This is a genomic window from Nocardia sp. alder85J, assembly GCF_020176955.2.
Lineage (GTDB): Bacteria > Actinomycetota > Actinomycetes > Mycobacteriales > Mycobacteriaceae > Nocardia.
Genome location: NZ_JAIUCZ020000008.1, coordinates 147,288 through 172,753, shown reverse-complemented (window position 1 = coordinate 172,753; position 25,466 = coordinate 147,288). Strand labels below are relative to the sequence as shown.

The window sequence follows — 25,466 nt, the reverse complement described above, 5'->3', positions numbered from 1 at the left end:
CAGCGTCGACCAGCGATTATGCGGGGTCCCCGGGGCCTTGCCGCAAGCCCCGGGGTGCGATATATGGTGGAAGGGGAACAGGGGTTCAGGATGCCCCGCCGATCGTGGCGAGTGTCTCGCCGACCAGGGTGCGCAGTCGGCGGTGCCCGCCGTCGCGTTCGTGCCGGGCATGCCAGGTCGGCATCACGGGGACATCCGGGGTCGGTATCGGCAACGGGTAGCTGCGCAATCGCGGATCCAGCTGTGCGCCACCGCCGCCTACGAGCGCGCCCGCATCCCCCGCTTCGAACGGGTTCGTGATTCTCCGCACGGGTCGAGAATGCCTCCGATGCAGTGGAATTCGCACGACAATACGCCGCCTTCGGTCATCGGATGCTGACCGCCGCCCCGTGACCGAAGTCTCCATCCTTCGAAGCTCTTGCCCTGCAACACTCTTCCCGACCGATGCGATCTCCCCCGCGGAAGTCCCTCGATCGACGGGAAGGTGATGACGACGAGAGCAGCGGACACGATGTCCGCCGACCGTCGCGGCGGTACACGCCGTCGCGGCAACGACCTGGAGGATGCCGTCTACGAGGCGGCACTGGACGAACTGGCCGAGGTCGGTTACGAGCGGCTGACCATGGATCGGATCGCGAAGCGAGCCCGCACCGGCAAGACCTCGGTGTACCGGCGCTGGCCCACCCGAGCCGATCTCGTCCTCGACGCCCTGCGGCACCGGCCGGTCCGCGCGGTCCGGCTGCCGGACACCGGCGATCTGCGCGAGGACCTGCTCACCTGGCTGCGCCGCCTCGCCGTACTGCTGGACGGACCTCGGGGCGCGACCGTTCGCGGCCTGGTCGGCGAATTACCCGACCGCCCCGGCACCGCCCGCGACCTGCACGAACGAGTGCTCGGACTGCGCGCCGAACCCTTACCGGGCCGGTCGCGCCCACCCGGCGCCCTTCCCTTCCGCGCCGGCGGCGCCGGTCCCGCCCTGATCCTGCACCACTTCCTGATCTACGGCGCACCGGTTCCCGACGACGTGATCGCCGACATCGTCGACGGCGTCGCGCTCCCACTGCTCACCGGCCGCTCGGCCGACGGGCCCTGATTCGGCGGCCGCGCGCAGGTCGCATGAGCCGGATCGGGCGGTGACCTCCGGATGCCGCTCGATATCCGGCTCGTCGCGAGCCATGGCCGATCCGCGGGCCGCACCGCCCGGATAGACTCGCCGCATGGGGTGGATCGGGTTGCCGCGCGCGTTGCAGTGGGACCACAACGCCCACTACCACGGCGTGCTGTTGCGGGCGGTACCCGCGAGATTCGAGCGCGCGCTCGATATCGGCTGTGGGAGTGGTGTTTTCGCGCGAAAGTTGTCGGACCGGGCCGATCTGGTCGATGCGATCGACCGGTCGCCGGTGATGATCGAGCACGCGCGAGCGGAATCGAGTTCGGTGCGCTGGATTCTCGGTGATGTACTCGACCCGTCGGCGGACCTGACTGCCGGGGGATACGACGTGGTGACCGCGATATCGAGCCTGCATCACATGCCACTCCGTCCCGCGCTCACCCGCATGGCGGAACTGCTCCGCCCCGGCGGCACACTCGCGGTGCTCGGCATTCCGCGCATCGACGGCTGGGCCGAGCGCGGCATCGACGTGTTCGCACTGCCCGCGAACGCTGCCGTCGGCATCCTGCTCGCGTTCCGCGGCACGCTGCGCAAGCACGGCTCGGCCGACATGCCGATCATGGACCCGTCCACGACGATGGCGGACATCCGCGCTGCCGCAACCGAACTGCTGCCCGGCCTCACGGTACGGCGGCACCTGTACTGGCGTTATTCGCTGCTGTGGCGCAAGCCGCAGCGCTCGGCTCCCGAGAGTTGTTGAGCATCAGCTTTATCCGTCACCGGCATGCGTGGCCGACGACCGTCCTCACCACCGTGAGGTCCGGTTCGTCCGCGAGAGTCGCTGAATACCGGACTGTTTCGCCACAGCTTGTGTGCTGAACCGGTTGACTGCCCGCATGACGTGCGGAGGTCCGGTCACGCGTCGCCCGGGGATCGTCCGGGGTCGTCGCGGTGCCGCACGGTGGCCGCGCGGAGTGTGAGGTGGTTGCGTTCGGCCAGGTTGTGGGCGTGCGCGGCAGCCTGCGCGTAAAGCTCTGCGGCAGTATCGATGTCACCGGCACGCTCGTGCAGGTAGGCCGCGGAAGCGGTGTACCGCGGCAGTGCCGGGTCGAGTTGCGCCAGCGCCGCGAGCCCCGCGCGCGGCCCGTCCGCCTCGCCCAGCGCGACCGCCCGGTTGAGCCGGGCGATCGGACTGTCGGTGATCCGCACCAGTTCGTCGTACCACTCGACGATCTGCACCCAGTCGGTCTCGTCCGCGGCCTGGGCATCCGCGTGCAGGGCCGCTATGGCGGCCTGCGCCTGATATTCACCGAGCCGGTCCCGCGCCAGCGCCGTCTGCAAGACGGTCACCCCCTCCGCGATCAGCCCGCGCCGCCACCGCCCGCGATCCTGCTCGGCCAGCGGAACCAGGCTGCCGTCGGCGCGGGTCCGGGCATCCCGCCGCGCATGATGCAGCAGGAACAACGCCAGCAGTCCCGCGACCTCGGGATCGTCGGTCATCGCGGCCAACTGCCGGGCCAGCCGGATCGCCTCTGCCGCCAGATCGACATCACCGCTGTACCCCTCGTTGAACACCAGATACAGCACCCGCAGCACGGTGTGCAGATCGCCGGGCCGATCCAGCCGGACCTCGCCGACGGTACGTTTGGCCCGGCTGATCCGCTGCGCCATCGTCGCCTCCGGCACCAGATACGCCTGCGCGATCTGCCGGGTGGTGAGCCCGCCGACCGCCCGCAGCGTCAGCGCGACCGCCGCCGCCGGGCTCAAACGCGGATGCGCACACAGGAAATACAGCCGCAGCGTCTCGTCCACCGCGATCGCGGGTCCGGGCGGCGGCTCGTCCGCGACCACCTGTTCCCGCCGCCGCCGCGCACTGTCCGACCGGACGAGATCGAGAAAGCACCGCCACGCCGTGGTGATCAGCCAGCCCTTCGGATCGGCAGGCGGCCGCTGCGGCCAACTCTCGACCGCTTTCAGCAACGCCTCCTGCACGGCATCCTCGGCGGTCGCGAAATCCGCCCCGCGGTGGACGAGGGCCGTGAGAACACCCGGGATCAATTCCCGCACCCGGTCCACGCCCACCGCGTCCGCGGCCGTCATTCGGTGACGGTCGGCGGCGCCGCCAGGAACGGCCGCACCTCCAGCCATTCGTAGATCGGCTCCCCGTTCGCCCCCGGCGCCGCCGACAACTCCCCGGCCAGTTCCAGCGCCCGCTCGTAGGAATCGACGTCGATCACCATCCACCCCGCGATCAGATCCTTGGTCTCCGCGAACGGCCCATCGGTGACCGGCGGCTTACCCGGCCCGCCGTACTGCACCCAGGCCCCCTGCGGCGCCAGCGCCTGCGCATCGACGAACTCCCCGGTCCCCTCCAGCCGCGCCGCGAAATCCTGCATGAACGTGATGTGCGCCGACACCTCCTCGGGCGCCCACTGATCCATCGACACATCGTTCACGCAGGCCGGCGCGCCACGGTAGTGCTTGAGCAGCAGGTACTTGGCCATGAGATTCTCCTGTCTGGATCGGCGATCCGGTCGATCGCTCACCCCTGGGACGGAGCCGTCACCGCATTCTCGACATCCCTGCCGAACTTATCCGAAACTTTTTCCCGAGCCCGCACACCGGCCCGAATCAGCCGCCGCGGTGTGATGGTCATCGTGCGGGGACGAACGCGGCCCCACCTGCTCGCCCCGGCGACCGGCCCGACCATCGACCGTTGGGCGATCGTGAACCCGCTGTCCGGAGAACTCGCCCCACTGTCGTGGCCCGCATCGCCGCGCTCACCCGGCCGGCTTCTCGACGAGTTCGGCAGAACTCTCGACGAAGAACCGGATCACGCTCTCGGGCAGCGGCCGGATCGACGTCAGGGGACAGCCGAGGAGGTGGCCCTGCCCTAGCCTCGCGCCATGTCCACGAACCGGCTCAGGTGCAGCTGGTGCGCGACGGTGATGGTCGCGGTGGGACCGTTACGGTGCTTGCCGAGGATGAGGTCCGCCTCGCCGCCGCGGGGGTCGTCCCGCTCGAACGCGTCGGGCCGGTGCAGCAGGATGACCATGTCGGCGTCCTGCTCCAGCGAGCCGGACTCACGGAGGTCGGACACCATGGGCCGCTTGTCGGTTCGCTGTTCCGGACCACGGTTCAGCTGACTGATGGCGACCACCGGAACCTCCAGCTCCTTCGCCAGCAGTTTGAGGCTTCGGGAGAATTCCGAGACTTCCTGCTGCCGGGACTCGACTTTCTTGCCGGAGGTCATCAGCTGGAGGTAGTCGACCACCACCAGGCGTAGATCGTGACGCTGCTTGAGCCGCCGTGCCTTGGCTCGGATCTCCATCATGGTCATGTTCGGCGAATCGTCCACGAACAGTGGCGCTTCGCTGATCTCGCTCATCCGCCGCGCCAGCTTGGTCCAGTCGTCGTCGCTCATCCGGCCCGACCGCATATCACCGAGTTTGATCTTCGCCTCCGCCGACAGCAGACGCATCACGATCTCGGTGCGGCTCATTTCCAGCGAGAAGATGACACTGGCCAACCCGTGCTTGATCGAGCAACTCCGCATGAAATCCATTCCCAGCGTGGAGTTGTGGGTCGGGATCATGGCGCGGCCGGCGAGATACAGATGCTCGGCATTGTCGACCTCGACGCAGCGCACCGGCACGCTCGGGACGCGCCGGACGTCGACCACGTATCGCGAGCCGGACGCGGTGGTATTCGCGCTCGCGCGTCGTTCCTTGTGCAGCAGGTGTTTCCGGTGCAGCCCGAACACCTGGTCGTCGGTGGCGAAGGTGAGTGTGTCAGCGACCGACGATGCTTCCGATCGGCCGCGAACTCGCTCACCCGAGCGATGGCAGCGGTATCCGAGGCCGACTATCAATTCCTCGACGTCCTGCGCCAGTCGCCGAGCGGTGACGGAGAACTGGACCGAGCCGGCGCGGGTGACGGTGCCGTCGGTATCCAGCAACCCGGCCAGCAGGGCTCGGCGTTGCCGCTCGGACGACCGGAGATAGCGGGCCGGAATGTGCTTGTTGCCCAGCACATCCAGGGTTCGCAGGCGGGGCTGGACGGATCCGGCGCCTTCCGCCTCGATGCGGGCCACGATCTCCGGGTCGGCCGTGGTCGGCTGCGCGGCTGCCGAAGTGCCGTCGCCGAGCCAGGCGCCGAGGGTGTACGGCGGGACCAGCAGGTCTTGTTCGGGCAGTTGCAGTGGCTCGGTGTTGACGACCGAGTGGTTGATGCGCCGATCGGCCGTCTCGCAACGAAGAGTGGCGGCGATCTCGGCGGTGGTACGGACCGCCGCGCACGTGCGCTGGTTGCGGGATCGGCCGATGCCGCTCGTCGCCTGCTGGGCCGATCGCCGCGACGCGCGGGTCTCGGTCAGCCATTGGTGCTGTTCGTCCGCGACAATGACCGTGCCGTCGGAGAATTCGACCTCGTAGCAGGGACGGTCCGGCAGGATCTCGGTGGCCGCCACGACCCGGGTGGGGCGGCCGTGGGCGTCCAGCAGTTCGTCTCCGACGGCGATGTCGCCCATGGTGGTCCAGCCGGTGGGGGTCGGCAGGGGGGTGTCCAGGGCGAGAGCCTTACCGACACCGGGTCGGGCCGCGACGATGATCATCTGGCCGGGGTGCAGGCCGTTGGTGATCTCGTCGAGTTCGCTGAAGCCGGTGGGGACGCCGAGGGACATGCCGCCGCGGCTGGCGATGGAGTCGATCTCGTCCATGGTGGGCTGGAGGAGTTCTTCCAGGGGTGAATAGTCCTCGGTGGAGCGGCGTTCGGTGACCTCGTAGATCTCGGCCTGGGCGCGGTCGACCACCTCGGCCACGTCCTGGCCGTCGGCGCCGGCGTAGCCGTACTGCACGATGCGGGTGCCCGCTTCGACCAGGCGGCGCAGGATCGCCTTCTCGGCAACGATTTCCGCGTAGTAGGAGGCGTTGGCGGCGGTGGGGACGGTCTGGGTCAGGGTGACCAGGTAGGGCGGGCCGCCGATGCGCTTGAGTTCGCCGCGGCGGTCCAGGGCGGCGGAGACGGTGACCGGGTCGGCCGGCTCGCCGCGGCCGTACAGGTCGAGGATCGCGTCGTAGACGGCCTGGTGGGCGGGGCGGTAGAAATCGCCGGGGCGCAAGACTTCCACGACATCGGCGATGGCGTCCTTGCTGAGCAGCATGCCGCCGAGCACCGACTGTTCGGCCGCCATGTCGTGCGGTGGCTGACGGCCGAAATCCTCTCCGGGGGCGTCCGAATACTCCGAGTGCCCGCGATCATCGACGACTGCCACCAGACTCGACCGTCCTCTCTCGTCACGCCCGGCGTCCGGACCTTCCGATGACACCTATCGATGACATCCGACGATGACGTTGTACGCCTGGGGACCGACACATTCGCGCCGGTGCACGCGCGTCACCTCGGCCGTTGCCGCTTTCCCGCAGGACAGTCGCAGCAAACCGAGGGTACGCGGTGCAAGCCTCGCCGAATCAGCCGTTCCGGGCGTCCGATCACCGCACCGGGGAAGAACCTAGGGGACCGGACTGGGGACTACAAACCCTGTTGTGTGCAGACCTGTGGATAAACTGGGCACAGTTCACCTGCTGTTGTGCAGCCTCTGTGTACTACTTGGGGATAAACGGCCGGAGTTCCGCACGAGCGCCAGGTAGCACTGTGTTCTCTGGGTTGTGCACTTGTGGATCAAATTCCCTACGGCGTGTCGTTCAAGGTGAACGGCCGGGCGTGTTGGGTTAACAAGTGCGCGTGCGGGGTGTGACCGCCGACACAATACGGTCGGTCGGTCTGCTGGTTGTCCACAAATCCGCAGGACCTGCGGATAAATCCGGCGCCGGATGCGGCGTGGATCACAATCGGCGGGGCACCGTCCCGTGACAGTTCACCTGCGAACCATCGGCTAACTATCCGCAAATATCGAGCGCGGGCAGGAGAAAGCCACCTCCGTACCGAAATACGGAGGTGGCTCGTCCGATGGTCGCGGCGGTCGCCGCGACGACGGGCGGTACTCGGTCGAGTACCGCCGCAGCGTCACTCGGCGGCGTCGACCTGCAGGTCGAACTTCGCGACCACATCGGGGTGCAGGTGCACCGCGACGGTGTGCTTACCGGTGCTCTTGATGTGCGCCTTGGGCAGCTCGATGCTGCGCTTGTCGACGACCGGGCCACCGGCCGCCTTGAGCGCGGCGGCGACGTCGGACGGGGTGACCGAGCCGAACAGCTTGCCGGTGCCCGCGGTCTTGACCGACAGGGAGACCGACTCCAGGCCCTGGATAGCCTGCTTCAGCTCGTTGGCGTGGTCCAGGTCGCGCACGCGACGGGCCTCCTGGGCCCGGCGGATGCCCGCGACCTGCTTCTCGGCGCCACGGGTGGCGGCGATGGCCAGGCCACGCGGCAGCAGGAAGTTGCGGCCGTAACCGTCCTTGACCTCCACGGTGTCGCCGGGGGCACCGAGGTTGTCCACATCAGCGGTCAGAATCAGCTTCATCGTGTGCCTCCCTCTCAGCGAGCCGTGGACACGTACGGCAGCAGCGCCACTTCGCGGCTGTTCTTGACCGCGATGGCGATGTCGCGCTGATGCTGCACGCAGTTGCCGGTGACACGACGGGCACGGATCTTGCCGCGGTCGCTGACGTACTTGCGCAGCAGCGCCGTGTCCTTGTAATCGATGACGATGCTCTTACCTTCCTTGCAGAAGGTGCACGCCTTTTTCTTCAGCACCTTTTCGCGCGCCGGTGCTTTGGCCATTGTTTTCTACTCCGTCATTTTTTGGGAACCGCAGGTGCGGGCCCGAGTCGTAGCCGTCTAGAACGGCGGTTCGTCGTCCATCTGGCCGCCCCCGAAGGAGCCTGCCGCGGGGGCGCTGCCCCAGGGATCGTCGCCGGCACTCTGGCCGCCGCGACCACCACCGGAGCCGCCGAAGCCCCCACCACCGCCACCGGAATTGGAGTTGCCGCCGCCGCTGAAGCCGCCGCCGCCACCTCCGCCGCCCCGCGTGGTCTTGTTGATCTTCGCGGTGGCGTACCGCAGGGAGGGACCCACCTCGTCGACCTCGAGCTCGACGACCGAGCGCTTCTCACCCTCGCGGGTTTCGTACGAGCGCTGCTTCAGCCGTCCGCTGACGATGACGCGCATGCCGCGAGTCAGGCTCTCGGCGACGTTCTCCGCCGCCTCGCGCCAGATGTTGCAGCGCAGGAACAGTGCCTCGCCGTCTTTCCACTCGTTGCTCTGCCGGTCGAACACGCGCGGGGTCGAAGCGACGGTGAAATTGGCCACCGCCGCGCCCGCCGGCGTGAATCGAAGCTCCGGATCGGCTGTCAAGTTTCCGATGACGGTGATGACCGTATCGCCTGCCATGGGGGTTCCTCCTGCATTCCGGTGCAGTCCGCGTGCACCCGTCGGTTGCGCTAGAGCCTAGAGAAAGACCCTGACGAATACCGGTGTGGTCCACACGGACACAGGGGATTTACTTGCCGTGGCGCAGGACCTTGGTGCGCAGCACGGTCTCGTTCAGCCCCAGCTGACGGTCGAGCTCGCTCACGGTGGCCGGCTCGGCGGTCAGATCGACCACCGCGTAGATGCCCTCGCTCTGCTTGGCGATCTCGTAGGCCAGCCGGCGGCGGCCCCAGATGTCGACCTTGTCGATCTTGCCGCCTTGTTGCGGGACCACGGAGAGCAGCTTGTCCAGGTTCGGACCGACAGTGCGCTCGTCCAGGGTCGGATCGAGGATGACCATCACTTCATAATGACGCACGGGAACCCATCACCTCCTGTGGACTGGAAACGGCCACGGACGGTCCGTGGCAGGAGGGGTCGTTGCGTCAGCAACCCGACAAGGTTACCTGAGGGTGTGTTCACCTGCGAAATCGGGCATCGGGGAGAGGTATATGGGCGGGGGACGAGTAGTCCACCTATCGTTGTGCGCATGTCCAGTCGACCCGCCGCCGGCGACACCGCCCGCACGGCGGGCCGGTGGACAGCGGCGATCGCGGTGCTGTTCTGCGCGGTGACGTTGTTGTTCGCCTACCTGAACAAGGCCCGGTGCGCGGGGCCGCCCTTCACCCCCGACGGCCGCAGCCTGATGTTCGACCGGGTCAAGGACGCGAAGGTCTGCTACTCCGACATCCAATTCCTCTGGCTGGGAAGGGATATCAACGCCCACATCTTTCCCTACGTGAACGGTGACATCACCGCCGACGGCACGCTGATCGGCGGGGCGGTGGAGTATCCGGTGCTCAGCGGACTGCTGATGTGGATCGGCGCGGCGGGTGTGCACAACGACGCCGACTTCCTGCTCCACTCGGCCCTGCTGCTGGCGCCCTTCGCGCTGCTCACCGCGTGGATGCTGGGCCGGCTGTCGGGTCCGGCGGCGATGTTGTGGGCGGTCGGCTCGCCGCTGGTGCTCTACGCCTTCCACAACTGGGAGTTGCCGGTGGTGTGCACCGCGGCCGGCGCCGTGTACGTGGTCGCCACGCTGACCCGGTATTCGCTGCGCACACGGGGGATCATCGCGGCCGTGCTGCTGGGGATCGGCTTCTGTCTCAAGCTCTATCCGGGCATCTTCGTGCTGCCGCTGCTGGTCTACCTGGTCACCGGGGGTGACGAGGTCCGTGCCGGGCGGGTGCGCCGCCGCGACGTCTGGTCCGCGGTACTGGCGGCGGTATCGGCCGTGGTCACCGTCGCGCTGATCAACCTGCCGTTCGCCCTGGCCGGATACGACGGCTGGCGGGCGTCGATCACGTTCCAGCAGTTGCGGCAGGCGGACATCACCACGAATTCCGTCTGGTACTGGGGAGTCCGGCCGATGTTCGGCGATCTGCCGGGCAGTGAGGCGTCCTTCCAGCAGTTCGTGTCGACGGTGTCGCCGGCGCTGGTGATGGCCGCGTTCGTGCTGGCGATGTGGTTGGGATGGCGGCGTTTCCAGACCTCCGGGGTCTTTCCGTGGGTCGGTGTGAGCGGAGCGATGCTGTGTGGATTCCTGCTTTTCCACAAGGTGCATTCGCCGCAGTACACCCTGTGGCTGGTGCCGTTCATGGTGCTGCTGGAGGTCCCGTGGACGGCGATCGGGTTGTACCTGCTGGCCGACGCCGCCATCGGGATCGGCGTGTTCCGCTATTTCTATGCCCTGGGGATGACGGGTTCGGCGGATCTCGAGGGGAATATCGTCCAGTTCGGGGTGTGGGGCCGCGCGATCCTGCTGGTGTACTTCTTCTTCGCCTTCGCCCGCGCCCGGCCGCGCGATCCGGATCCGGTGCCGGTGGTGGTCCGCCGGGCCACCGGCGAGCTGCTGCCGGTGGGTCACTGAGCGGCGGCCGGCAGATCGAGTATCGGGGCGGGAAGTGCTGCGGTACAAGGGAATTCGGTGATCAGGTGCCGTGTCGCTGCCGGAATGCGGCGCTCTTGGCGCGGTTGCCGCAGATCGCCATGTCACACCAGCGGCGCGAGCCGCCGCGTGAGGTGTCCACATAGAGGCGGGTGCAGTCGTCGCGCCCACATTGCTTCAGCCGCAGCCGATCCGGCCCGCCGTGAAGTTCGATCGCCGAGCGGGCGACGGCCGCGAGCGCGTCATCGATCGTGCCGGTGCGCCGGATCGTGCGCTCGGCGGTCAGTTCCACCGTGGGTGGGCGGCCCTGCGCGCGTTCGTTGAGCAGCCGCAGATCGGCCGGGTCGAGCGGTTCGCCGAGCAGGGTCGCCAGGCCCGACCGGTAGACGGCCTCCCGTAGTTCGACGGCCCGCCGCAGCGCCTCGGCATCGCAGCCGGGTGCGGCATCGAGCAGGTCGGCGGCCGTCAGCCAGTTCGCCAGGTCCGTGGCGGTGGTCATGGTGTCCCGGTATTCGGTGCTGCGCGCCTCGACGGTACCGGCGAAGTCCAGGGCGAGATTCCCGCTGACGAAGGTGAACACGGTCCCAGCATAACCACCTTGACAGGTTATGGAAACCGATGTCAGAGTAGCAACCAGTCAAGATGGTTACTCGGGTGGGAGGTACCGATGCGGACTCGGACACTGATGTCGGCGGCCCCGGCAGCTTTCGTACTGATGTGGAGCAGCGCGTTCATCGCCGGAATCATCGGGGTCGGCGCCGCGCCGCCGATGGTGTTGCTGTTCGGCCGATTCGGCTCGGCGGGCCTGGCGCTGGCGGTGTACGCCGTTGCGGTGCACGCGCAATGGCCGCGTGGCCGGCAACTCCTCCATGCCGTGGTGGCCGGTCTGCTCATGCAGATCGTGCAGTTCGGCGCCTTCTACACGGCGATGACCGACCATGTGTCGGCGGCGGTGGTCTCCCTGATCCAGGGCCTGAATCCGGTGGTGATCGCGCTGTTCGCCGGGCGGGTCCTGGGTGAGACGGTGACCCGGCGGCAGTGGCTGGGCTTCGCGGTCGGCGGTGTCGGTGTCGGGCTGGCGGTGCTGGACCAGTCGGCCTTCTCGGTCTCCGGGCTCCTGCTGTGCTTCGTCGGCCTGCTCGGCCTGAGCCTCGGGACGGTGTACCAGAAGCGGTTCACCCCGGAGATCGACTCCCGCTCCGCCACCGCCGTGCACGCCCTGGCCAGCGCACCCGTCGCCGGTCTGCTGGCCTGGGCATACCGGGATTTCCACATCGTCGACACCGGCCGGTTCGCCGGCGCCCTGGTGTGGATGGTGCTGGTGAACGCGATGGGCGCCTTCCTCCTGTTGAACGCCATGTTGCGGCGCTGGGACACCACCCGGGTCGGCAAGCTGTTCTTCGCCACCCCCGCGGTCACCGCGATCATGGCCTGGCTGGTGGTCGGCCAGCCGCTGCACCCGCTCACCCTCACCGGTCTGGCGGTCGGCGTGGTCGGCATGGTGCTGGCCGCCCGCCGCTCACCCGCGCCGCGACCGGCCCCGGCGGATTCCACCCCGATCATGACTCTCGCTGTCCCGCAACATGTCCGGGTGTCCGGCTGACAGTCGTGACCGGTCCCGCAACGGACTACCCGGCCACGAGGTCCATCGCGAATCGATCCGAGTTCGGCGCCCGATCCTCCGCTCAGGCGCCGGACTCCGCTGTGGCGCGGGGTATCCGGCCGCTCACGACCGTCCCGGCCGGTCCGGATTCACGCGGCCGGATTCTCTCGGGTCCGGCTCCGCGGGCTCGCGGCGTCCGGATCCTTCAGCAGCACCATGAATTCCGGGCATTCCACCAGCAGCTCGTGATCACATCCGGCCGCATGCCCGAGCGCGTCCCGCATCCGGATCAGCCGGGCGATGTCCGCGTCCACCTCGCGGGCCTTGGCCGCCAGCCGTGCCCGCAGCGCGGTGTCACCGGGAGTCGCGTGCAGTACCCGCTCGATCTCCGCGATGGTGAATCCGGCCCGCCGGGCGCAGGAGATCAGCGCCAGCCGGTCGACCACCCCGGGGTGGTAGCTGCGCCGCAGTCCGTTGCGGCCGGCGGCGACGATCAGCCCCTTCTTCTCGTAGAAGCGCAGCGCCGAGGGTGCCAGTCCGGACTGTGCCGCCACCTCGGCGATATCGAGCAGTTCCGGATCCATCGCGACTCCTTGACTTGAAGTGCAGTTCAAGTCACAGACTAGCCCACATGACGATTCATCACCTCAACTGCGGATCCGTCCGGCGGATCGAAGCCACCTATCCCGGCCGGGAACCCGCGGCCGCTGTCAACCGCTGGCTGTTGCACTGCGGCGACGCCTACTACCACCACCGCGAACTGGACGACGAGCCGCACCCGCATCCGATCCTGGACATGGTCCAGACCGGCTTCGAGGTGCACCGCGACCTACGCCTGGGCACCCAGGCCCGGCTGCGCGAACTGGTGCACCGCCACGGCGACGAGGTGACCCTGATCAGTGCTCATGATCCGTGGGAATGGCAACGGCTGCGACGGGAATCCGCGCCGGCCTGACCGGCGCCGGCTGCGGTTGCAGCCAGGGCGGCAGCCAGGGCAGCAGCGGGTCGGCGGCCCGGTCCAGGATGCCGCCCGCCGGGTCGTCCACCCCGCCGCGGCGCACCGGATCCGTTGCCGGACGGTAGATCTCGCGGACGATCAGCGCGCACAACGCGAGCACGGCCAGATCCCGCAGCGCCACCGTGCCGGTGAACCACTGCTCCGGCACGCCCTTGCGGTCGGTGCCCAGGTAGTAGTACATCCGCGGGAACCAGACCAGGGCGTCGACCGTCATCCAGGCCAACAGGATTCGCCGGTGCGGTAGCGCCAGCGCGGCCAGCGGCACCAGCCACAGCGAATACTGCGGACTCCACACCTTGTTGGTGATCAGGAAGGCCGCCACCACCAGGAAGGCCAACTGCGCCAGCCGCGGCCGCCGCGGTGCGGTGAGCCCGATGCAGCCGATGGCCGCGCAGGCCACCAGGAACAGCAGCAGCGACACCGCGTTCAGCAGGGTCGGGGTCTGTTCCGGATGCAGCGGCCCGTCGAAACCGCTCCAGCCGGTGAAGGAGGTGATCACGTTGTAGGCCGAATCCGGGTCGGCGTGCCGCTCGGTGTTGAGCCGGAAGAACTCCCACCAGCCGGCCCGGAACGGCACGGCGATCGGCAGATTCACCGCCAGCCACGCCGCCGCGGCGGCGGCGACGGTGATCCCCGCGGCGCGCAGCGGGCGGATCCGCGCCCCGGCCAGATACTCCCGGCAGGCCGCGGCGAAGCCGATATCGCTGTGCCGCACCAGATCTCGCAGTCCCGGTAGGCGCTGCCGGCTGTCGGTGCGCAGGCACAGCAGCACGATCGGGCCGAGCAGCAGCAGCGGGTACAGCTTCGCCGCGCCGCCGAGTCCCAGCAGCACCCCGGCCAGCACCGGCCGCCGCCGCGCCCAGGCCAGCATGCCGGTGGCCGCGAACGCCGTGGCCAGCGCGTCGAAATTGGTGAAGATGTGCACCAGCACCAGCGGCGACAGCGCCACCAGGGCGGCGTCCCACACCCGCCGCCCGGACAGCTGCGAGGACGCCCACACCGTCACCAGCCAGGCCAGCGCCAATCCCAGTGCGGCGGTGTCGAAATACAGCACCACCGGCAGCGCCTTGGGGGTGAGCCGGACCCGGCTCCAGGCGTAGGAGACCTCCGCCGCCGCGTACTGGTACAGCCCGGACAGCACCGGATACTCCATGTACCGGGTGTGCGGGTGGCCGTCGCCGTCGAAGTCGGTCCACTGCTTGCGATACGGGAACGCGAGCTCGTTGAGATGTTCGGCGCCGTACAGCGGCACCGTGTCCGAGTAGCACATCGCCACGTATTGCCGGCCGTTGGACCAGTCCAGTGTCGGCTGGCCGGCGCTGTCGGTGGTCTGCTGGATGCAGGCCGCCTTGCCGGCCCAGCCGAACGCCAGGAACACCAGGGCGAAGGCCATCAGGACCCGTAGCGGCGTCCAGAACCGGACCCGGCCGATGAGCGCGTGCTCACCGACCGGCCCGCCCACGAGCGGGGACAGCTGCGCGGTCAGCGTGTCGGTGCGACTCGGCTTGTCACGCCGGTCCGCCGACCGTAGATCCGGTGCCAGCGGCGCCGGCGACGTCTCCCCCGACTCCGGAACGCTCGCCACGGCCGGTGTCCGCACCAGTTGCTGCTGCTCGGTCACGGGACCAGAGGCTACCGTTGCCGAGTCGGATAGGTCCCGTTTCCGCTGGCCCCGTTCCCGGTACCGCCCTGGGAGTATCCGCTGTTACCGCTGGTCGTGGGTGTCGCGCCCTCCGAGGTAGCCAACGGCTGCCCCGGCATCGGACCGCCGTCCGCCGGCTGCTGGTCGTCCTGCGACTGCTGCTGCTGGGGTTGCTGCCGCGGGTTCGGCGCCAGTCCGGGGACCGGAATCCGCACGCCCGGCAGGATTTCCATCTGGGACGGGGTGACCACCACCGGCGGCTCGAACGGCGCGCGCGGGGTGGACGACGGCGGGGTGTAGGGCGCGGACCAGGACGGCACACCTGCCTGGCCGCCGATCGCGGCGGGCTTCGGGAAGTCTTCGTTCGACGTGCCCTTGAGCGCGCCGTCCATGGTGTCCTTCCAGATGTTCGACGGCAGGTTCGACCCGTACATGATGGAGCCGCTGGGCGTCTTCAGCGCCACGCCCTGCTCGGTACCGGCCCAGACGGCGGTCGCCAGCGAGGGAGTGAAGCCGATCATCCAGGCGTCGCGGTTCTGGCCGGTGTCGCCCAGCTGGGTGGTACCGGTCTTGGCGCCGGACTTGCGGCCGCCCGCGAGGTTGTGGTTGAGCGACCACGCGGCGATCGGCTCCATAGCGGCGGTCACGTTGTCCGCCACCGCGGCCGAGACCCGCTGCTCGCCGGGCACCTGACCGCGGTCGAGCAGCACCGTGCCGTCGGCGGCCACGACCTTCTGCACGAAGTGCGGCTTGTGGTAGATGCCGGAGGCGGCGATGGTCGCGTACGCCGAGGCCATGTCCAGCGGCCGCACCTGGTACTGGCCCAGGATGATGCCGTTGTTGGGGCCGCTGCCGTCGGCCTCGGTCAGGGTCTTGCCGACGCCGGGGATGGTGTCCGGGATGCCGAGCTTGTGCGCCATCGCGGCGATCTTCTCCGGGCCGCCCTGCATGTCCAGCTCCATGCGGTAGAAGCTGGTGTTCAGCGAGCGCTTGAGCGCCTCGGCGATGGTGCAGGTGCCACAGGTCTCACCCTCGGCATTGGTGATCTTGATGCCGTTCACGTTGAGGTCCGCGCTGTCGTACAGCGTCGACAGCGGCTTGCCCAGTTCCAGATTCTCGGCCAGGCCGAACACCTTGAACGTCGAGCCGGACATCAGGCCCGCGTTGGCGAAGTCGAAGCCCTGGCCGTTGTCACCGCCGTAGTACGCCTTGACCGCGCCGGACTTCGGATCGATCGACACCGCGGCGGTGCGCACCTCGTCGCGCTGGCCGTCCATGTCCTTGTGCACCGCGTCGATCATGGCCTGCTGCATCTTCGGATCGATCGTGGTGGTGATCGTCAGGCCCTGGGTGTTCAGCTGGTGCTCGTTGATCCCGGCCTCGGCCAGCTCGCTGAGCACCTGGGTCTTGATCAGGCCCTCCGGGCCCGTCTCCAGGGTGTCGCTGCTGGTCTGCGCCGCGGTGACGACCTGCGGGTACTCCATCTTCTGGCGGTCGGCCGCGGCCAGGTTGCCGCCGGCGACCATGCCGTCGAGCACGTAGTTCCAGCGGGTCTGGGCGCCCTTCGGATTCTTCTCGGGATCGAGATTGGACGGCTGCTGGATCGTGGCGGCCAGCACGGCGCCCTCGGCGACCGACAGGTCCTGCACCTTCTTGTCGAAGTAGGCCTTGGACGCCGCGTCGATGCCGTAGGCGCCGCGGCCGAAGTAGATGGTGTTCAGGTACGCGGTGAGGATCTGGTCCTTGCTCCACTGCTGCGCCATCTTGGCCGAGATCACCAGCTCGCGCACCTTGCGCGACAGCGAGTGCTCGTTGCCGACCATGGCGTTCTTCACGTACTGCTGGGTGATCGTCGAACCACCGCCGGCATCCTCCTGGCCGGTGGCGTTGCGGTACAACGCGCGGCCGAAGCCGGAGATCGAGAAGCCCGGGTTGGTGTAGAAGGTGCGGTCCTCGGCGGCGATCACCGCGTTGCGCACGTGCGGCGGGATCTGGTCGATGGTGACATCGGTGCGGTTGCCCTGCGGCGGCACCACCTTGCCCAGCACGCTGGACCCGTCGGAGGCGTAGATGGTGGCCACCTGATTGGTCTTCAGATCGTCCGGCTGCGGCACCTTGACCGTGGTGTAGGACAACAGGAAGGCCGCGCTGGGCGCGATGAAGGCCAGTGCGATCAGGACGTACAAGGTGCGGCGGACGATCCGCCACGGCGAGCGGCGTCTGCGCGGCGGTCTGCCGCCGGGCCCGCCGGGACCGCGGCCGTTGCGGCCCGGCCCGCTCGGCGGTGCGCCGCCGCCCGCGGGGCGCATCGCGCGCTGCACCCGCCGGGTGGGGCTGTCCAGCGCCTCGGCCGGAATCTTCTGGGTGGCCTGGGAATCGGAGCCGGGGCCCGGCCGGCCGGGCTGCTCGACCCGGCGGGTGGGCCCGGTCGGTGGCCGGTTCGGGTCGCGCGGGGGCTGCCCGCCCCGCGGCGGCTGGCCGCCGGGACCGCGCGGCGGATCGTTCGGGCCGCGTGGCGGATCGTTGGGACCGCGCGGCGGGAGCGGCCGCCGCGGGTCACCGTCCTGTGGCCCGCGGCGCACCGTCGGATCGCCGGGCTGGCCGGGCTGCGGGGGCCGGCCGGGATTGCGCGGCTGGCCACCCTGCGGCGCGGGACCCTGCCCCGGACGAATCGGCGGCAGCGGACGGCCCGGCGGCGGGCCCGCCGGGCGGGGCGGCGGATAACCGCCCGGGCCCGGTTGTGGGCCCCCCGGGGGGCGTCCGCCGTGCGGTCCATCGTCATAGGGCGAAGTCACAGGCTGGATCTCCATTACTCGAAATCGGTCCGGGTCGCGCTGGCTGCGGGCACGCGGGTGCCCCCCATCTCAGCCGAAGGTCCCCATCATTCGGCGGCGGTCCGACGGGTGCCGGCCCGCCGACGAGTGGGCGTCGGCGCGCGACCGAGGAGGTAGGACTGCACCAGATGGTTCCAGCTACAGGACCGACACACCTCGACGTCGTGCACCGAGAATTCCTCACGAGATTCGGCCAGCCGGGCCAGCTCCTCGGGTGTTCGCGCGGAGCCGGCGATCGGACCCAGCCCCTCGCCGTAGACCCACGATACGAGGGTCAGCTGTTCCTTGCGGCAGATGGGGCAGGTGTTCTCACTCGGCCGCCCGTGAAACTTCGCCGCGCGCAGCAGATACGGATTCGCGTCGCAGACCTCGGTCACCGCGACCCGGCCCGCGTAGACATCGGACAGCAGCAACCGGCGCCGGAGCGCGTAGTCGACCACCTGCCGCTGGATTTGCACGCCACCCAGAGTAGCGGCCCGCGCTGAGGCCGGGTGTGGCGCTTTCGGGCCGATGGGCCGTGGTTCCGAACACGCTGCGCGAAGATGTATCGCTCCGATATAGTGGGTAGTCGCATCCATCGGTTAGGTTTGCACGACAGTCAGGAGGTGGAGCCCGATGCTCGAGCTGGCGATTCTCGGGCTGCTCCTGGAGTCGCCCATGCACGGCTACGAGTTGCGCAAGCGGCTCACCGGCCTGCTGGGGCCGTTCCGGGCCTTCTCCTACGGATCGCTGTATCCGACCCTGCGCCGCATGCAGGAGGACGGACTACTCGCGGAGGAGAGTCCGGCCGGAGCGGTCACGCGCCGCGCCCGGCGGGTCTACCAGCTGACCGAAACCGGCCGGGAGCGGTTCAGCGAACTGCTCGCCGACACCGGCCCGCAGAACTACACCGACGACGGCTTCGGCGTCCACCTCGCCTTCTTCAACCGCACGCCCGCCGAGGCGCGGATGCGGATCCTCGAAGGCAGGCGACGGCAGGTCGAGGAGCGCCGAGAAGGGCTGCGCGAGGCGATCAAGAAGGCCAGCGGAACCCTGGATCGCTACACCCGCCAGCTCCACCAGCTCGGCCTCGAATCGAGTGAGCGCGAAGTGCGCTGGCTCAACGAGTTGATTGCAGCAGAGCAATCACTGAACGCGGCACCACAGAAAGAGGGAAATATCGGCCATGAGTGATGTCAACACGGCTGAACACGCGAATCAGATTCGCGTCGCCATCGTAGGTGTGGGTAACTGCGCGTCCTCGCTGATCCAGGGCGTCCAGTACTACAAGGATGCGGACGAGACCTCGACCGTGCCCGGCCTCATGCACGTCAAGTTCGGCCCCTACCACGTCCGCGATGTGAAGTTCGTCGCCGCGTTCGACGTCGACGCCAAGAAGGTCGGTTTCGATCTGTCGGACGCGATCTTCGCCAGCGAGAACAACACCATCAAGATCTCCGATGTGCCGCCGACCGGCGTGACCGTGCTGCGCGGCCCGACGCTGGACGGCATCGGCAAGTACTACGCGGAAACCATCGAGCTGTCCGAGCTCGAGCCCGCCGATGTGGTGAAGACGCTGAAGGACGCGAAGGTCGACGTCATGGTGTCCTACCTGCCGGTGGGTTCCGAGGAGGCCGACAAGTTCTACGCGCAGTGCGCGATCGACGCGAACGTCGCGTTCGTCAACGCGCTGCCGGTGTTCATCGCCTCTGATCCGGTGTGGGCGCAGAAGTTCGTCGACGCCGGTGTGCCGATCGTCGGTGACGACATCAAGAGCCAGGTCGGCGCCACCATCACCCACCGCGTGATGGCGAAGCTGTTCGAGGATCGCGGCGTGCAGCTCGATCGCACCATGCAGCTGAACGTCGGCGGCAACATGGACTTCAAGAACATGCTCGAGCGCGAGCGGCTGGAGTCCAAGAAGATCTCCAAGACCCAGGCTGTCACCAGCAACCTGAAGAAGGAGATGGGCGCGGGCGACGTGCACATCGGCCCGTCCGATCACGTGGGCTGGCTGGACGACCGCAAGTGGGCCTATGTCCGGCTCGAGGGCCGGGCCTTCGGCGATGTGCCGCTGAACCTGGAGTACAAGCTCGAGGTGTGGGATTCGCCGAACTCGGCGGGCATCATCATCGACGCCATCCGGGCGGCGAAGATCGCCAAGGACCGCGGCCTGGGCGGCCCGATCCTGCCGGCCTCGGCCTACCTGATGAAGTCGCCGCCGCAGCAGATGGCCGACGACATCGCCCGCACCGAGCTCGAGGCCTTCATCGCTGACCGCCCCTCCGCGAGTTAGGCCGTGTCGTAGGAGCCTCGGGAGTGCGTCGCAGGTTCCCATCCGGGTTGACGCTCGGATGGGACTTTCCCGGGGAGTCACCCGTGTTCTCGCGGTGATCTGCCGGTACCTCTGCAACTCGGTATTCGCCGGTTGCAGAGGTACCTTTGTCAATCCAGGGAGACGTAGACCTCTACCGAGGCCGGGCCGGTGTAGCGCTCCAGTTCGGCGGTGTGGGAGCGGGTGATGGTGCCGGCGCTCTCGGCTCGGGCGACCTGGGCCCAGGCGGTGCGGAGCAGGTCGTACGGCTTGTCGGTGACGACGAAGCGGGCGTAGCGGCCGGCCGGGATGCGGGTGAGGACGTCGCCGGTGTCGAGGTCGTCCAGGGTGGACAGTTCGTAGCCCAGCACCGCGACCGCGTGGTCGTTCTGGCCGATGTAGGCGGCGACCCGGGCGGCGTCCTTCTGCCGGGCCAGGTAGCGGTCCCAGGTGAAGTTCACCAGGTCAAGATCGCGGGCGGTCACCTCGCGGCCGGCCAGTGGCACCGTGAGACCGCCGACCAGGCTCTCCGCCAACCGCACGATTTCGAAATCCACGCGTACCCCTCTACCTGTTGCGGTCCGGCGTGGCGTCGTCGGCCAGGGCCACGAACACCTCGACGGTGTGCGAATCCGGATAGTGTTCGAAATCACCGGTATACGACCGCACCAGCGTCCCGGCGGCCTCGAGATCCCACACCGCCCGCCAGATCGACACGATGATGTCGCCCAGATTGTCGCCGGTGTGCAGGAAGCGGGCGAACCGGCCGGCCGGGACCCGCGCGAGCACGTCGCCGGGTTGTAGGTCGGCCAGGCTGTCGCAGCGGTAGCCGACGATATGGGTGAGGTACGAGCCGATCTCCGGCGCATGGTCCACATACGCGGTGGCCGGGGGACCGGGCAGGGTACGGGCGAGATTGCGCTTCCACGCCTCCTCGACCTTCAGCCGGCGCGGGCCCTCGACCGCCAGCGCCGGACTGCGGAGCACAGTCCCGGCTACCAGCGTTTCGTGGCGCTCAACGACATTGAAGTCCATCGGTGTCGCCCCTATGTCTCGTGCTGTATGGAATCCCACCCGGCTCCCTGGTCCATCACTGTCGCGCACATCCTTCCGCATCCTGCCACCGTCGCGCCGTATCGGCCCATCGCACCGCGCGGCGACCACCTGTGAGAACCCCTGGCGCACCACGCTTCACGCATCCCACCCTAATCGGCGCGCCACGCGCGATGGCCGCATAACGAATTCGCGCTCTGCCTACCTTAGGCCGGGGGCGTGGATGCCGGGGAAGATCTCGCTGGGCATCGGCTCGGGTTGTGGTTCCGGCGCGGGTGCGGGCTGCGGTGCGGGCGGGATGATGATCTGCGGCGGCGGCGCGCTCGGCGGGGCCAGCACGTCGAAGGGTCCCTGACCGGGCGCGGCCGGCGCACCCGAAACCGACGGCCCGGCCGCGACGGACGGCCCCGTGGTGGGGGACGCGGGCGGTACGGACCAGAACGGCCCGGGCGCGATCGACGGTTCCGACGGCGCCGCGAACTCCTCGACCGGGGTGCCGTGCAGGGCCCCGTCCATGGTCTGTTTCCAGATGTCCGACGGCAGGGTGGAACCCCAGATGGCGGCGCCGTGCGCGGTGCGGATGGCCTCGGACTGCGCCGTGCCGATCCACACCGCGGTCGACAGCGACGGGGTGAAGCCGATCATCCAGGCGTCCTTGTTGGCGCCGGTGTCGCCGAGCTGGGTGGTGCCGGTCTTGGCCGCGACCGGCCGCCCGCCCGCCAGTGTGTGCCCGTTGGAGTAGCCCGCGATCGGCAGCATCGCCTGGATGGTGGTGTCGGCGATGGTGCGGGGCAGATGCTGTTCGCCCGGCGGCAGCGCCCCCTTCGCGCCCTGCGCGCCACGATCCAGCAACACCCTGCCGTCGCCGGTGATCACCTGCTGCACGAAGTACGGCCGGTGGTAGATGCCGTCCGCGGCGATGGTGGCGTAGGCCGACGCCATATCGATCGGCCGCACCGAATACGAGCCGAGCACGATCGAGGGCGTGGGGATGCCGTCCGGCTCGGTCAGGGTGCGGCCGGTCACGCCCGGAATCTGTTCCGGGATACCGGCCTCGTGCGCGGCGTCGGCGACCGCCTTCGGCCCGACCGCCTCGGTGAGCCGGTAGAAGCTGGTGTTCAGGGAGCGTTTGAACGCCTCGGCCAGCGAGCAGACGCCGCAGGAGTCGCCCTCGGCATTGGTGACCTTGGTGTCGTTGACGGTCACCGGCGCGCTGTCGAGCTGATACGACAACGGCATGCCCTGTTGCAGCGCGGCGATCACCGCGAAGGTCTTGAACGCCGACCCGGTCTGCAACGGGGCCTGCGCGAAATCGAAGCCGACCCCGTCCTCGCCGCCGTAGTAGGCGCGCACCGCCCCGCTGCGCGGATCGATCGACACCACCGCGCTGCGCAGATCGGGTGGCTGCCCGCCGAGGGTGTTGTGCACGGCGTCGAGGGCGGCCTGCTGGGCGCGGGCGTCGACGGTGGTGACGATGCGCAGCGCGCCGGTCTCCACCTCCTGGTCACCGATGCCGGCCTCGCGCAACTCCTGGAGTACCTGGCTGCGGATCAGCCCGGTGGGCCCCTGCGCGCCGTCGTCGACCATGGCCGCGATCGGGACGATCGGCGGGAACACGGTGGCGTCGCGATTGCCGGGCGCCAGCCAGCCCATCTCCACCATGCCGTCGAGGACATAGGCCCAGCGTTGCTTCAGCTGGTTCGAGTGGGTCTCCGGATCCAGTAGCGCGGGGGTGCGCACCACCGCGGCCAGGACCGCGCCCTCGGCCAGGGTCAGCTCCGGCACCAGCTTGTTGAAATAGGCCCGCGCGGCGGCGGCGATCCCGTACGCGCCGCGGCCGTAGTAGATGGTGTTGAGGTACGCGGCGAGGATGTCGTCCTTGTTCCACTGCCGGGCCATCTTCGCGGAGATGATCAGCTCGCGCATCTTGCGCGACAGCGTGCGCTCCGAGCTGAGGAACGCGTTCTTCACGTACTGCTGGGTGATGGTGGAACCGCCGCCGGCGTCGTCGTGACCGAACAGATTGTCGCGGGCGGCCCGCAGATAGGCGCCGGTGTCGTACCCCGGATTGGAGTAGAAGTGCCGGTCCTCTGCGGAGAGCACCGCGTACCGGACCGGTTGCGGCACATCGGACAACGGGACCGGGGTGCGGTTGCCCTCCGGGGGGACCACCTTGGCCAGCACCGTGGCGCCGTCGGAGGCGAAAACGGTCGCGATCTGATTGGTACGCACGGCCGCCGGATCCGGGATCTCCGCACTCCAGTAGGCCAGGGCCAGTAGCAGCGACGGGATGATCACGAAGATCAGCGCCAGCGCCAGCGCGACGCGCAGGATGCGCTGGGCCCGGGTGCGGCGCGGTCGGGGCGCGGACGGATCGGCCGCCGGTTTCGACCGTCGTTGCAGCCGGGTGCGGGGGTGGCGGCGCTTCGCGGCCGCGGCCTTGCGGGCGGCGGTGACGGATTCGATCTCGGCCCAGCCGGCCACCGTGGCGATGCCGGGCCGCGACTCACCTTCGCCCTGTCCGCGCGACTCGCCGCGGCCGGGCCCTCTGCGAATCGAGCTCACGGGCATCTCCTCCCGGAGAAATCGGTGAACCTGTACGAGTCATCGGTGTAACCGCACCACGAACGAGAATAACGCAGAGCGCACACAACCCCACCGCGCCAAGATGATTCGCGATCGTATCAGCACCGGCCGACACCTGATCCGGCGCGACGGACCCGTGATCAGCTCTTGACGCCGCCCGCGGTGAGACCGGCGATGATGCGGCGCTGGAAGATCAGCACCATGATCACCAGCGGCACCGTGACCAGCGTGCCCGCCGCCATGATCTCGACGTACGGCGGCACCTTGGGATCGTTACCGGAGAACCGCGAGATCGCGACCGTGACCGGTTCGGTCTTGTCCGCCGACAGCAGCCGGGCCAGCAGGTACTCGTTGACCGCCGCGATGAACGCCAGGATGGCAGTGGTGAACACGGCCGGCGCCGCCAGCGGCAGCATCACCAGCCGGAACGCCTGCAACCGGCCGGCGCCGTCGATGCGCGCGGCCTCCTCCAGCTCCCACGGCAGTTCGGTGAAGAACGACGCCAGCGTGTACACCGTCATCGGCAGCACGAACGAGATGTTCGGGATGATCATCGCCTGGTAGTGGCCGATCCAGCCGATATCGGTGAACAGCTGGAACAGCGGCGTCACCAGCACCACGACCGGGAACATCGACGCCGACAGGATCAGCCCCGACACCACCGACCGGCCGCGGAAGTTCAGCCGGGCCAGCGTGTAGGCGGCGAGGATGCCCAGCAGCAGCGCGATCGCCATGGTGGCCAGCCCGATGATCACGGAGTTGACCAGCGCCCGGCCGAAATCGTTCCCGCGGGTGGTGTCGAACACGTGCTGGAAGTTGGCCAGCGTGACGTGCGTCGGCCACGGCGTGGAATCGAAGGTGTAGGCCGGATCGCGGAACGCGGTGACCGCCATCCAGTAGAACGGCCCCAGGCCCCAGACCAGCACGATCAGCGCGGCGACGTAGATCCGCGCGGACTTCAGACGTTTCAGCATCAGTGCGCCTTCCGCTGCTCTTCCTGGGTGGCGACGGCGTTCGCGCCGAGCACCTTCACCAGCAGGAACGCGACCGCGAAGATCATCAGGAAGGTGATCACCGACAGGGCCGAGGCACTGTTCGGGCCCTGCCGCACCTGGTCCACGACCAGCATCGAGATCGTCCGGGTGTGCGGGTTGCCCTGCATCATGATCGCGGGCAGGTCGTACAGCCGCAGCGCGTCCATGGTCCGGAACAGCACCGCCACCAGCAGCGCGGGCTTGAGCAGCGGCAGCGTGATCCGGGTGAACCGCTGCCATGCCGAGGCGCCGTCGACCCGCGCGGCCTCGTAGACATCGGCCGGGATCACCTGCAATCCGGCCAGCAGCAGCAGCGCCATGAACGGCGTGGTCTTCCAGACGTCGGCGATGATCACCGCGAACCGGGACGGCCAGGGATCGGTCTTCCACAGGATGTGGGTGCCGAAGAGGTGGTTCACCACGCCGTCGTACTGGAACATGTACTCCCACAGCCGGGCCGTCACCGCGGTCGGGATCGCCCACGGGATCAGCACCGCCGCCCGCAGGATCGCGCGGCCGTGGAAGGTCTTGCCCATCACGGCGGCCATCCCGAGCCCGAGCGACGTCTCCAGCAGCACGGTCACCACGGTGAACAGCAGGGTGATGCCGATCGCCGCCCAGAACTGTGAACCCAGATTGCCGGTCGGGCAGGTCTCGACGCTGCCGTCGGGCAATTGGCACTGCTGCAACAGCCAGTGTGTGTAGTTGTCGAAGCCGGCGCCGCCGCCCTGCACGAACATGCCGGTGGCCGGATCGAGCCCGGAGTCCTTCTGGAAGGACATGATCAGCGCCCGCACCACCGGATAGCCGATGACGACGGCCAGCGCCACCAGCACCGGCGCGACGAACAACCAGGCCCGGCCCGAACCGGGCAGCCGCAGCCGGCGGGTGCGGGCGGCCGCCGGTTCGGGTGGGGTCGGACGAGTGGCCAGGTCGGTTGCTCCCGAAGGATCTGACACCGTGACTCTTCTCCTACG

Annotated in this window: 26 protein-coding genes; 8 read left to right on the top strand and 18 right to left on the bottom strand. The window is 68.8% G+C overall.

Features of this window, described 5'->3' with window-relative positions; all coding sequences use genetic code 11:
* Positions 1-85 precede the first annotated feature (85 nt).
* Positions 86-310 carry a hypothetical protein gene (locus tag LBW94_RS28990; RefSeq protein WP_225058283.1) on the bottom strand — a complete coding sequence of 75 codons (225 nt, stop codon included), beginning with the start codon at positions 308-310 and terminating at the stop codon, positions 86-88.
* A gap of 177 nt (positions 311-487) precedes the next feature.
* On the opposite strand from LBW94_RS28990, the gene LBW94_RS28985 reads away from it, so the two are divergent.
* Both LBW94_RS28985 and LBW94_RS28980 read left to right on the top strand, forming a co-directional pair.
* A complete protein-coding gene (locus LBW94_RS28985; protein ID WP_225058284.1) occupies positions 488-1,093 on the top strand; it encodes a TetR/AcrR family transcriptional regulator in 606 nt (201 codons plus the stop codon).
* A gap of 124 nt (positions 1,094-1,217) precedes the next feature.
* A complete protein-coding gene (locus LBW94_RS28980) occupies positions 1,218-1,871 on the top strand; it encodes a class I SAM-dependent methyltransferase (protein ID WP_225058285.1) in 654 nt (217 codons plus the stop codon).
* A gap of 155 nt (positions 1,872-2,026) precedes the next feature.
* Here LBW94_RS28980 and LBW94_RS28975 read toward each other — a convergent pair whose 3' ends face one another.
* Positions 2,027-3,211: an RNA polymerase sigma factor gene (locus tag LBW94_RS28975; protein ID WP_225058286.1), complete on the bottom strand. Its 1,185-nt coding sequence runs from the start codon at positions 3,209-3,211 to the stop codon at positions 2,027-2,029.
* Positions 3,208-3,615: a YciI family protein gene (locus tag LBW94_RS28970; RefSeq protein WP_225058287.1), complete on the bottom strand. Its 408-nt coding sequence runs from the start codon at positions 3,613-3,615 to the stop codon at positions 3,208-3,210. The genes LBW94_RS28975 and LBW94_RS28970 overlap by 4 nt, the downstream gene beginning before the upstream one ends.
* Positions 3,616-3,768: 153 nt before the next feature.
* Between LBW94_RS28970 and LBW94_RS28965 the strand changes: the two genes are divergently transcribed.
* The gene (locus LBW94_RS28965; protein ID WP_225058288.1) at positions 3,769-4,008 is read left to right on the top strand and encodes a hypothetical protein; all 240 of its coding nucleotides are present in this window, start codon (positions 3,769-3,771) and stop codon (positions 4,006-4,008) included.
* On the opposite strand, the gene dnaB is transcribed toward LBW94_RS28965, so the two are convergent.
* The 5 genes from dnaB to rpsF all read right to left on the bottom strand — a co-directional run bounded on the left by dnaB (position 4,005) and on the right by rpsF (position 8,857).
* Positions 4,005-6,383, bottom strand: coding sequence for a replicative DNA helicase (dnaB, locus tag LBW94_RS28960; RefSeq protein WP_225058289.1), 2,379 nt, complete (start codon positions 6,381-6,383; stop codon positions 4,005-4,007). The genes LBW94_RS28965 and dnaB overlap by 4 nt on opposite strands.
* Before the next feature lie 752 nt (positions 6,384-7,135).
* Positions 7,136-7,591, bottom strand: coding sequence for a 50S ribosomal protein L9 (gene rplI / locus LBW94_RS28955; RefSeq protein ID WP_225058290.1), 456 nt, complete (start codon positions 7,589-7,591; stop codon positions 7,136-7,138).
* Between the two features lie 14 nt (positions 7,592-7,605).
* Positions 7,606-7,851 (bottom strand): 30S ribosomal protein S18, encoded by a 246-nt coding sequence (gene rpsR / locus LBW94_RS28950; RefSeq protein ID WP_225058291.1) that lies wholly within the window; start codon positions 7,849-7,851, stop codon positions 7,606-7,608.
* A 57-nt stretch (positions 7,852-7,908) separates the two neighbouring features.
* Positions 7,909-8,460, bottom strand: coding sequence for a single-stranded DNA-binding protein (locus LBW94_RS28945; protein WP_225058292.1), 552 nt, complete (start codon positions 8,458-8,460; stop codon positions 7,909-7,911).
* 109 nt (positions 8,461-8,569) lie between these two features.
* On the bottom strand, positions 8,570-8,857 hold the full coding sequence (rpsF, locus tag LBW94_RS28940; RefSeq protein WP_026343947.1) for a 30S ribosomal protein S6: 288 nt from the start codon (positions 8,855-8,857) through the stop codon (positions 8,570-8,572).
* Positions 8,858-9,028: 171 nt separating this feature from the next.
* On the opposite strand from rpsF, the gene LBW94_RS28935 reads away from it, so the two are divergent.
* Positions 9,029-10,408: a glycosyltransferase 87 family protein gene (locus LBW94_RS28935; protein ID WP_225058293.1), complete on the top strand. Its 1,380-nt coding sequence runs from the start codon at positions 9,029-9,031 to the stop codon at positions 10,406-10,408.
* A 61-nt stretch (positions 10,409-10,469) separates the two neighbouring features.
* Here the strand turns inward: LBW94_RS28935 and LBW94_RS28930 are convergent, their stop codons facing one another.
* On the bottom strand, positions 10,470-11,006 hold the full coding sequence (locus LBW94_RS28930) for a CGNR zinc finger domain-containing protein (protein ID WP_225058294.1): 537 nt from the start codon (positions 11,004-11,006) through the stop codon (positions 10,470-10,472).
* 87 nt (positions 11,007-11,093) lie between these two features.
* On the opposite strand from LBW94_RS28930, the gene LBW94_RS28925 reads away from it, so the two are divergent.
* A complete protein-coding gene (locus tag LBW94_RS28925; RefSeq protein ID WP_225058295.1) occupies positions 11,094-12,029 on the top strand; it encodes a DMT family transporter in 936 nt (311 codons plus the stop codon).
* A gap of 149 nt (positions 12,030-12,178) precedes the next feature.
* Here the strand turns inward: LBW94_RS28925 and LBW94_RS28920 are convergent, their stop codons facing one another.
* On the bottom strand, positions 12,179-12,613 hold the full coding sequence (locus tag LBW94_RS28920) for a MerR family transcriptional regulator (protein WP_225058296.1): 435 nt from the start codon (positions 12,611-12,613) through the stop codon (positions 12,179-12,181).
* A 47-nt stretch (positions 12,614-12,660) separates the two neighbouring features.
* Between LBW94_RS28920 and LBW94_RS28915 the strand changes: the two genes are divergently transcribed.
* A complete protein-coding gene (locus tag LBW94_RS28915; protein WP_225058297.1) occupies positions 12,661-12,984 on the top strand; it encodes a hypothetical protein in 324 nt (107 codons plus the stop codon).
* Here LBW94_RS28915 and LBW94_RS28910 read toward each other — a convergent pair.
* The 3 genes from LBW94_RS28910 to LBW94_RS28900 all read right to left on the bottom strand — a co-directional run bounded on the left by LBW94_RS28910 (position 12,926) and on the right by LBW94_RS28900 (position 17,981).
* Complete coding sequence (locus LBW94_RS28910; RefSeq protein WP_225058298.1) at positions 12,926-14,668, bottom strand: glycosyltransferase family 87 protein; 1,743 nt, start codon at positions 14,666-14,668, stop codon at positions 12,926-12,928. The two genes, LBW94_RS28915 and LBW94_RS28910, sit on opposite strands and share 59 nt — an antisense overlap.
* Positions 14,669-14,679: 11 nt before the next feature.
* Positions 14,680-16,998 (bottom strand): transglycosylase domain-containing protein, encoded by a 2,319-nt coding sequence (locus LBW94_RS28905; RefSeq protein WP_225058327.1) that lies wholly within the window; start codon positions 16,996-16,998, stop codon positions 14,680-14,682.
* A gap of 572 nt (positions 16,999-17,570) precedes the next feature.
* Positions 17,571-17,981 (bottom strand): DUF5318 domain-containing protein, encoded by a 411-nt coding sequence (locus LBW94_RS28900; RefSeq protein ID WP_225058299.1) that lies wholly within the window; start codon positions 17,979-17,981, stop codon positions 17,571-17,573.
* 157 nt (positions 17,982-18,138) lie between these two features.
* Here LBW94_RS28900 and LBW94_RS28895 point away from each other — a divergent pair, with 157 nt between their 5' ends.
* Both LBW94_RS28895 and LBW94_RS28890 read left to right on the top strand, forming a co-directional pair.
* Positions 18,139-18,696 carry a PadR family transcriptional regulator gene (locus LBW94_RS28895; RefSeq protein ID WP_225058300.1) on the top strand — a complete coding sequence of 186 codons (558 nt, stop codon included), beginning with the start codon at positions 18,139-18,141 and terminating at the stop codon, positions 18,694-18,696.
* Complete coding sequence (locus tag LBW94_RS28890; RefSeq protein WP_225058301.1) at positions 18,689-19,798, top strand: inositol-3-phosphate synthase; 1,110 nt, start codon at positions 18,689-18,691, stop codon at positions 19,796-19,798. The genes LBW94_RS28895 and LBW94_RS28890 overlap by 8 nt, the downstream gene beginning before the upstream one ends.
* A 149-nt stretch (positions 19,799-19,947) precedes the next feature.
* On the opposite strand, the gene LBW94_RS28885 is transcribed toward LBW94_RS28890, so the two are convergent.
* The 5 genes from LBW94_RS28885 to LBW94_RS28865 form a co-directional block, all read right to left on the bottom strand.
* Complete coding sequence (locus LBW94_RS28885) at positions 19,948-20,373, bottom strand: GyrI-like domain-containing protein (protein WP_225058302.1); 426 nt, start codon at positions 20,371-20,373, stop codon at positions 19,948-19,950.
* 10 nt (positions 20,374-20,383) lie between these two features.
* Positions 20,384-20,851, bottom strand: a complete 468-nt coding sequence (locus LBW94_RS28880; RefSeq protein ID WP_225058303.1) for a GyrI-like domain-containing protein — start codon at positions 20,849-20,851, stop codon at positions 20,384-20,386.
* Positions 20,852-21,070: 219 nt separating this feature from the next.
* The gene (locus tag LBW94_RS28875; protein WP_225058304.1) at positions 21,071-23,440 is read right to left on the bottom strand and encodes a transglycosylase domain-containing protein; all 2,370 of its coding nucleotides are present in this window, start codon (positions 23,438-23,440) and stop codon (positions 21,071-21,073) included.
* Positions 23,441-23,595: 155 nt separating this feature from the next.
* Positions 23,596-24,429, bottom strand: coding sequence for a carbohydrate ABC transporter permease (locus LBW94_RS28870; RefSeq protein WP_225058305.1), 834 nt, complete (start codon positions 24,427-24,429; stop codon positions 23,596-23,598).
* The gene (locus LBW94_RS28865) at positions 24,429-25,448 is read right to left on the bottom strand and encodes a carbohydrate ABC transporter permease (RefSeq protein ID WP_416276970.1); all 1,020 of its coding nucleotides are present in this window, start codon (positions 25,446-25,448) and stop codon (positions 24,429-24,431) included. The genes LBW94_RS28870 and LBW94_RS28865 overlap by 1 nt, the downstream gene beginning before the upstream one ends.
* Positions 25,449-25,466: the final 18 nt, after the last annotated feature.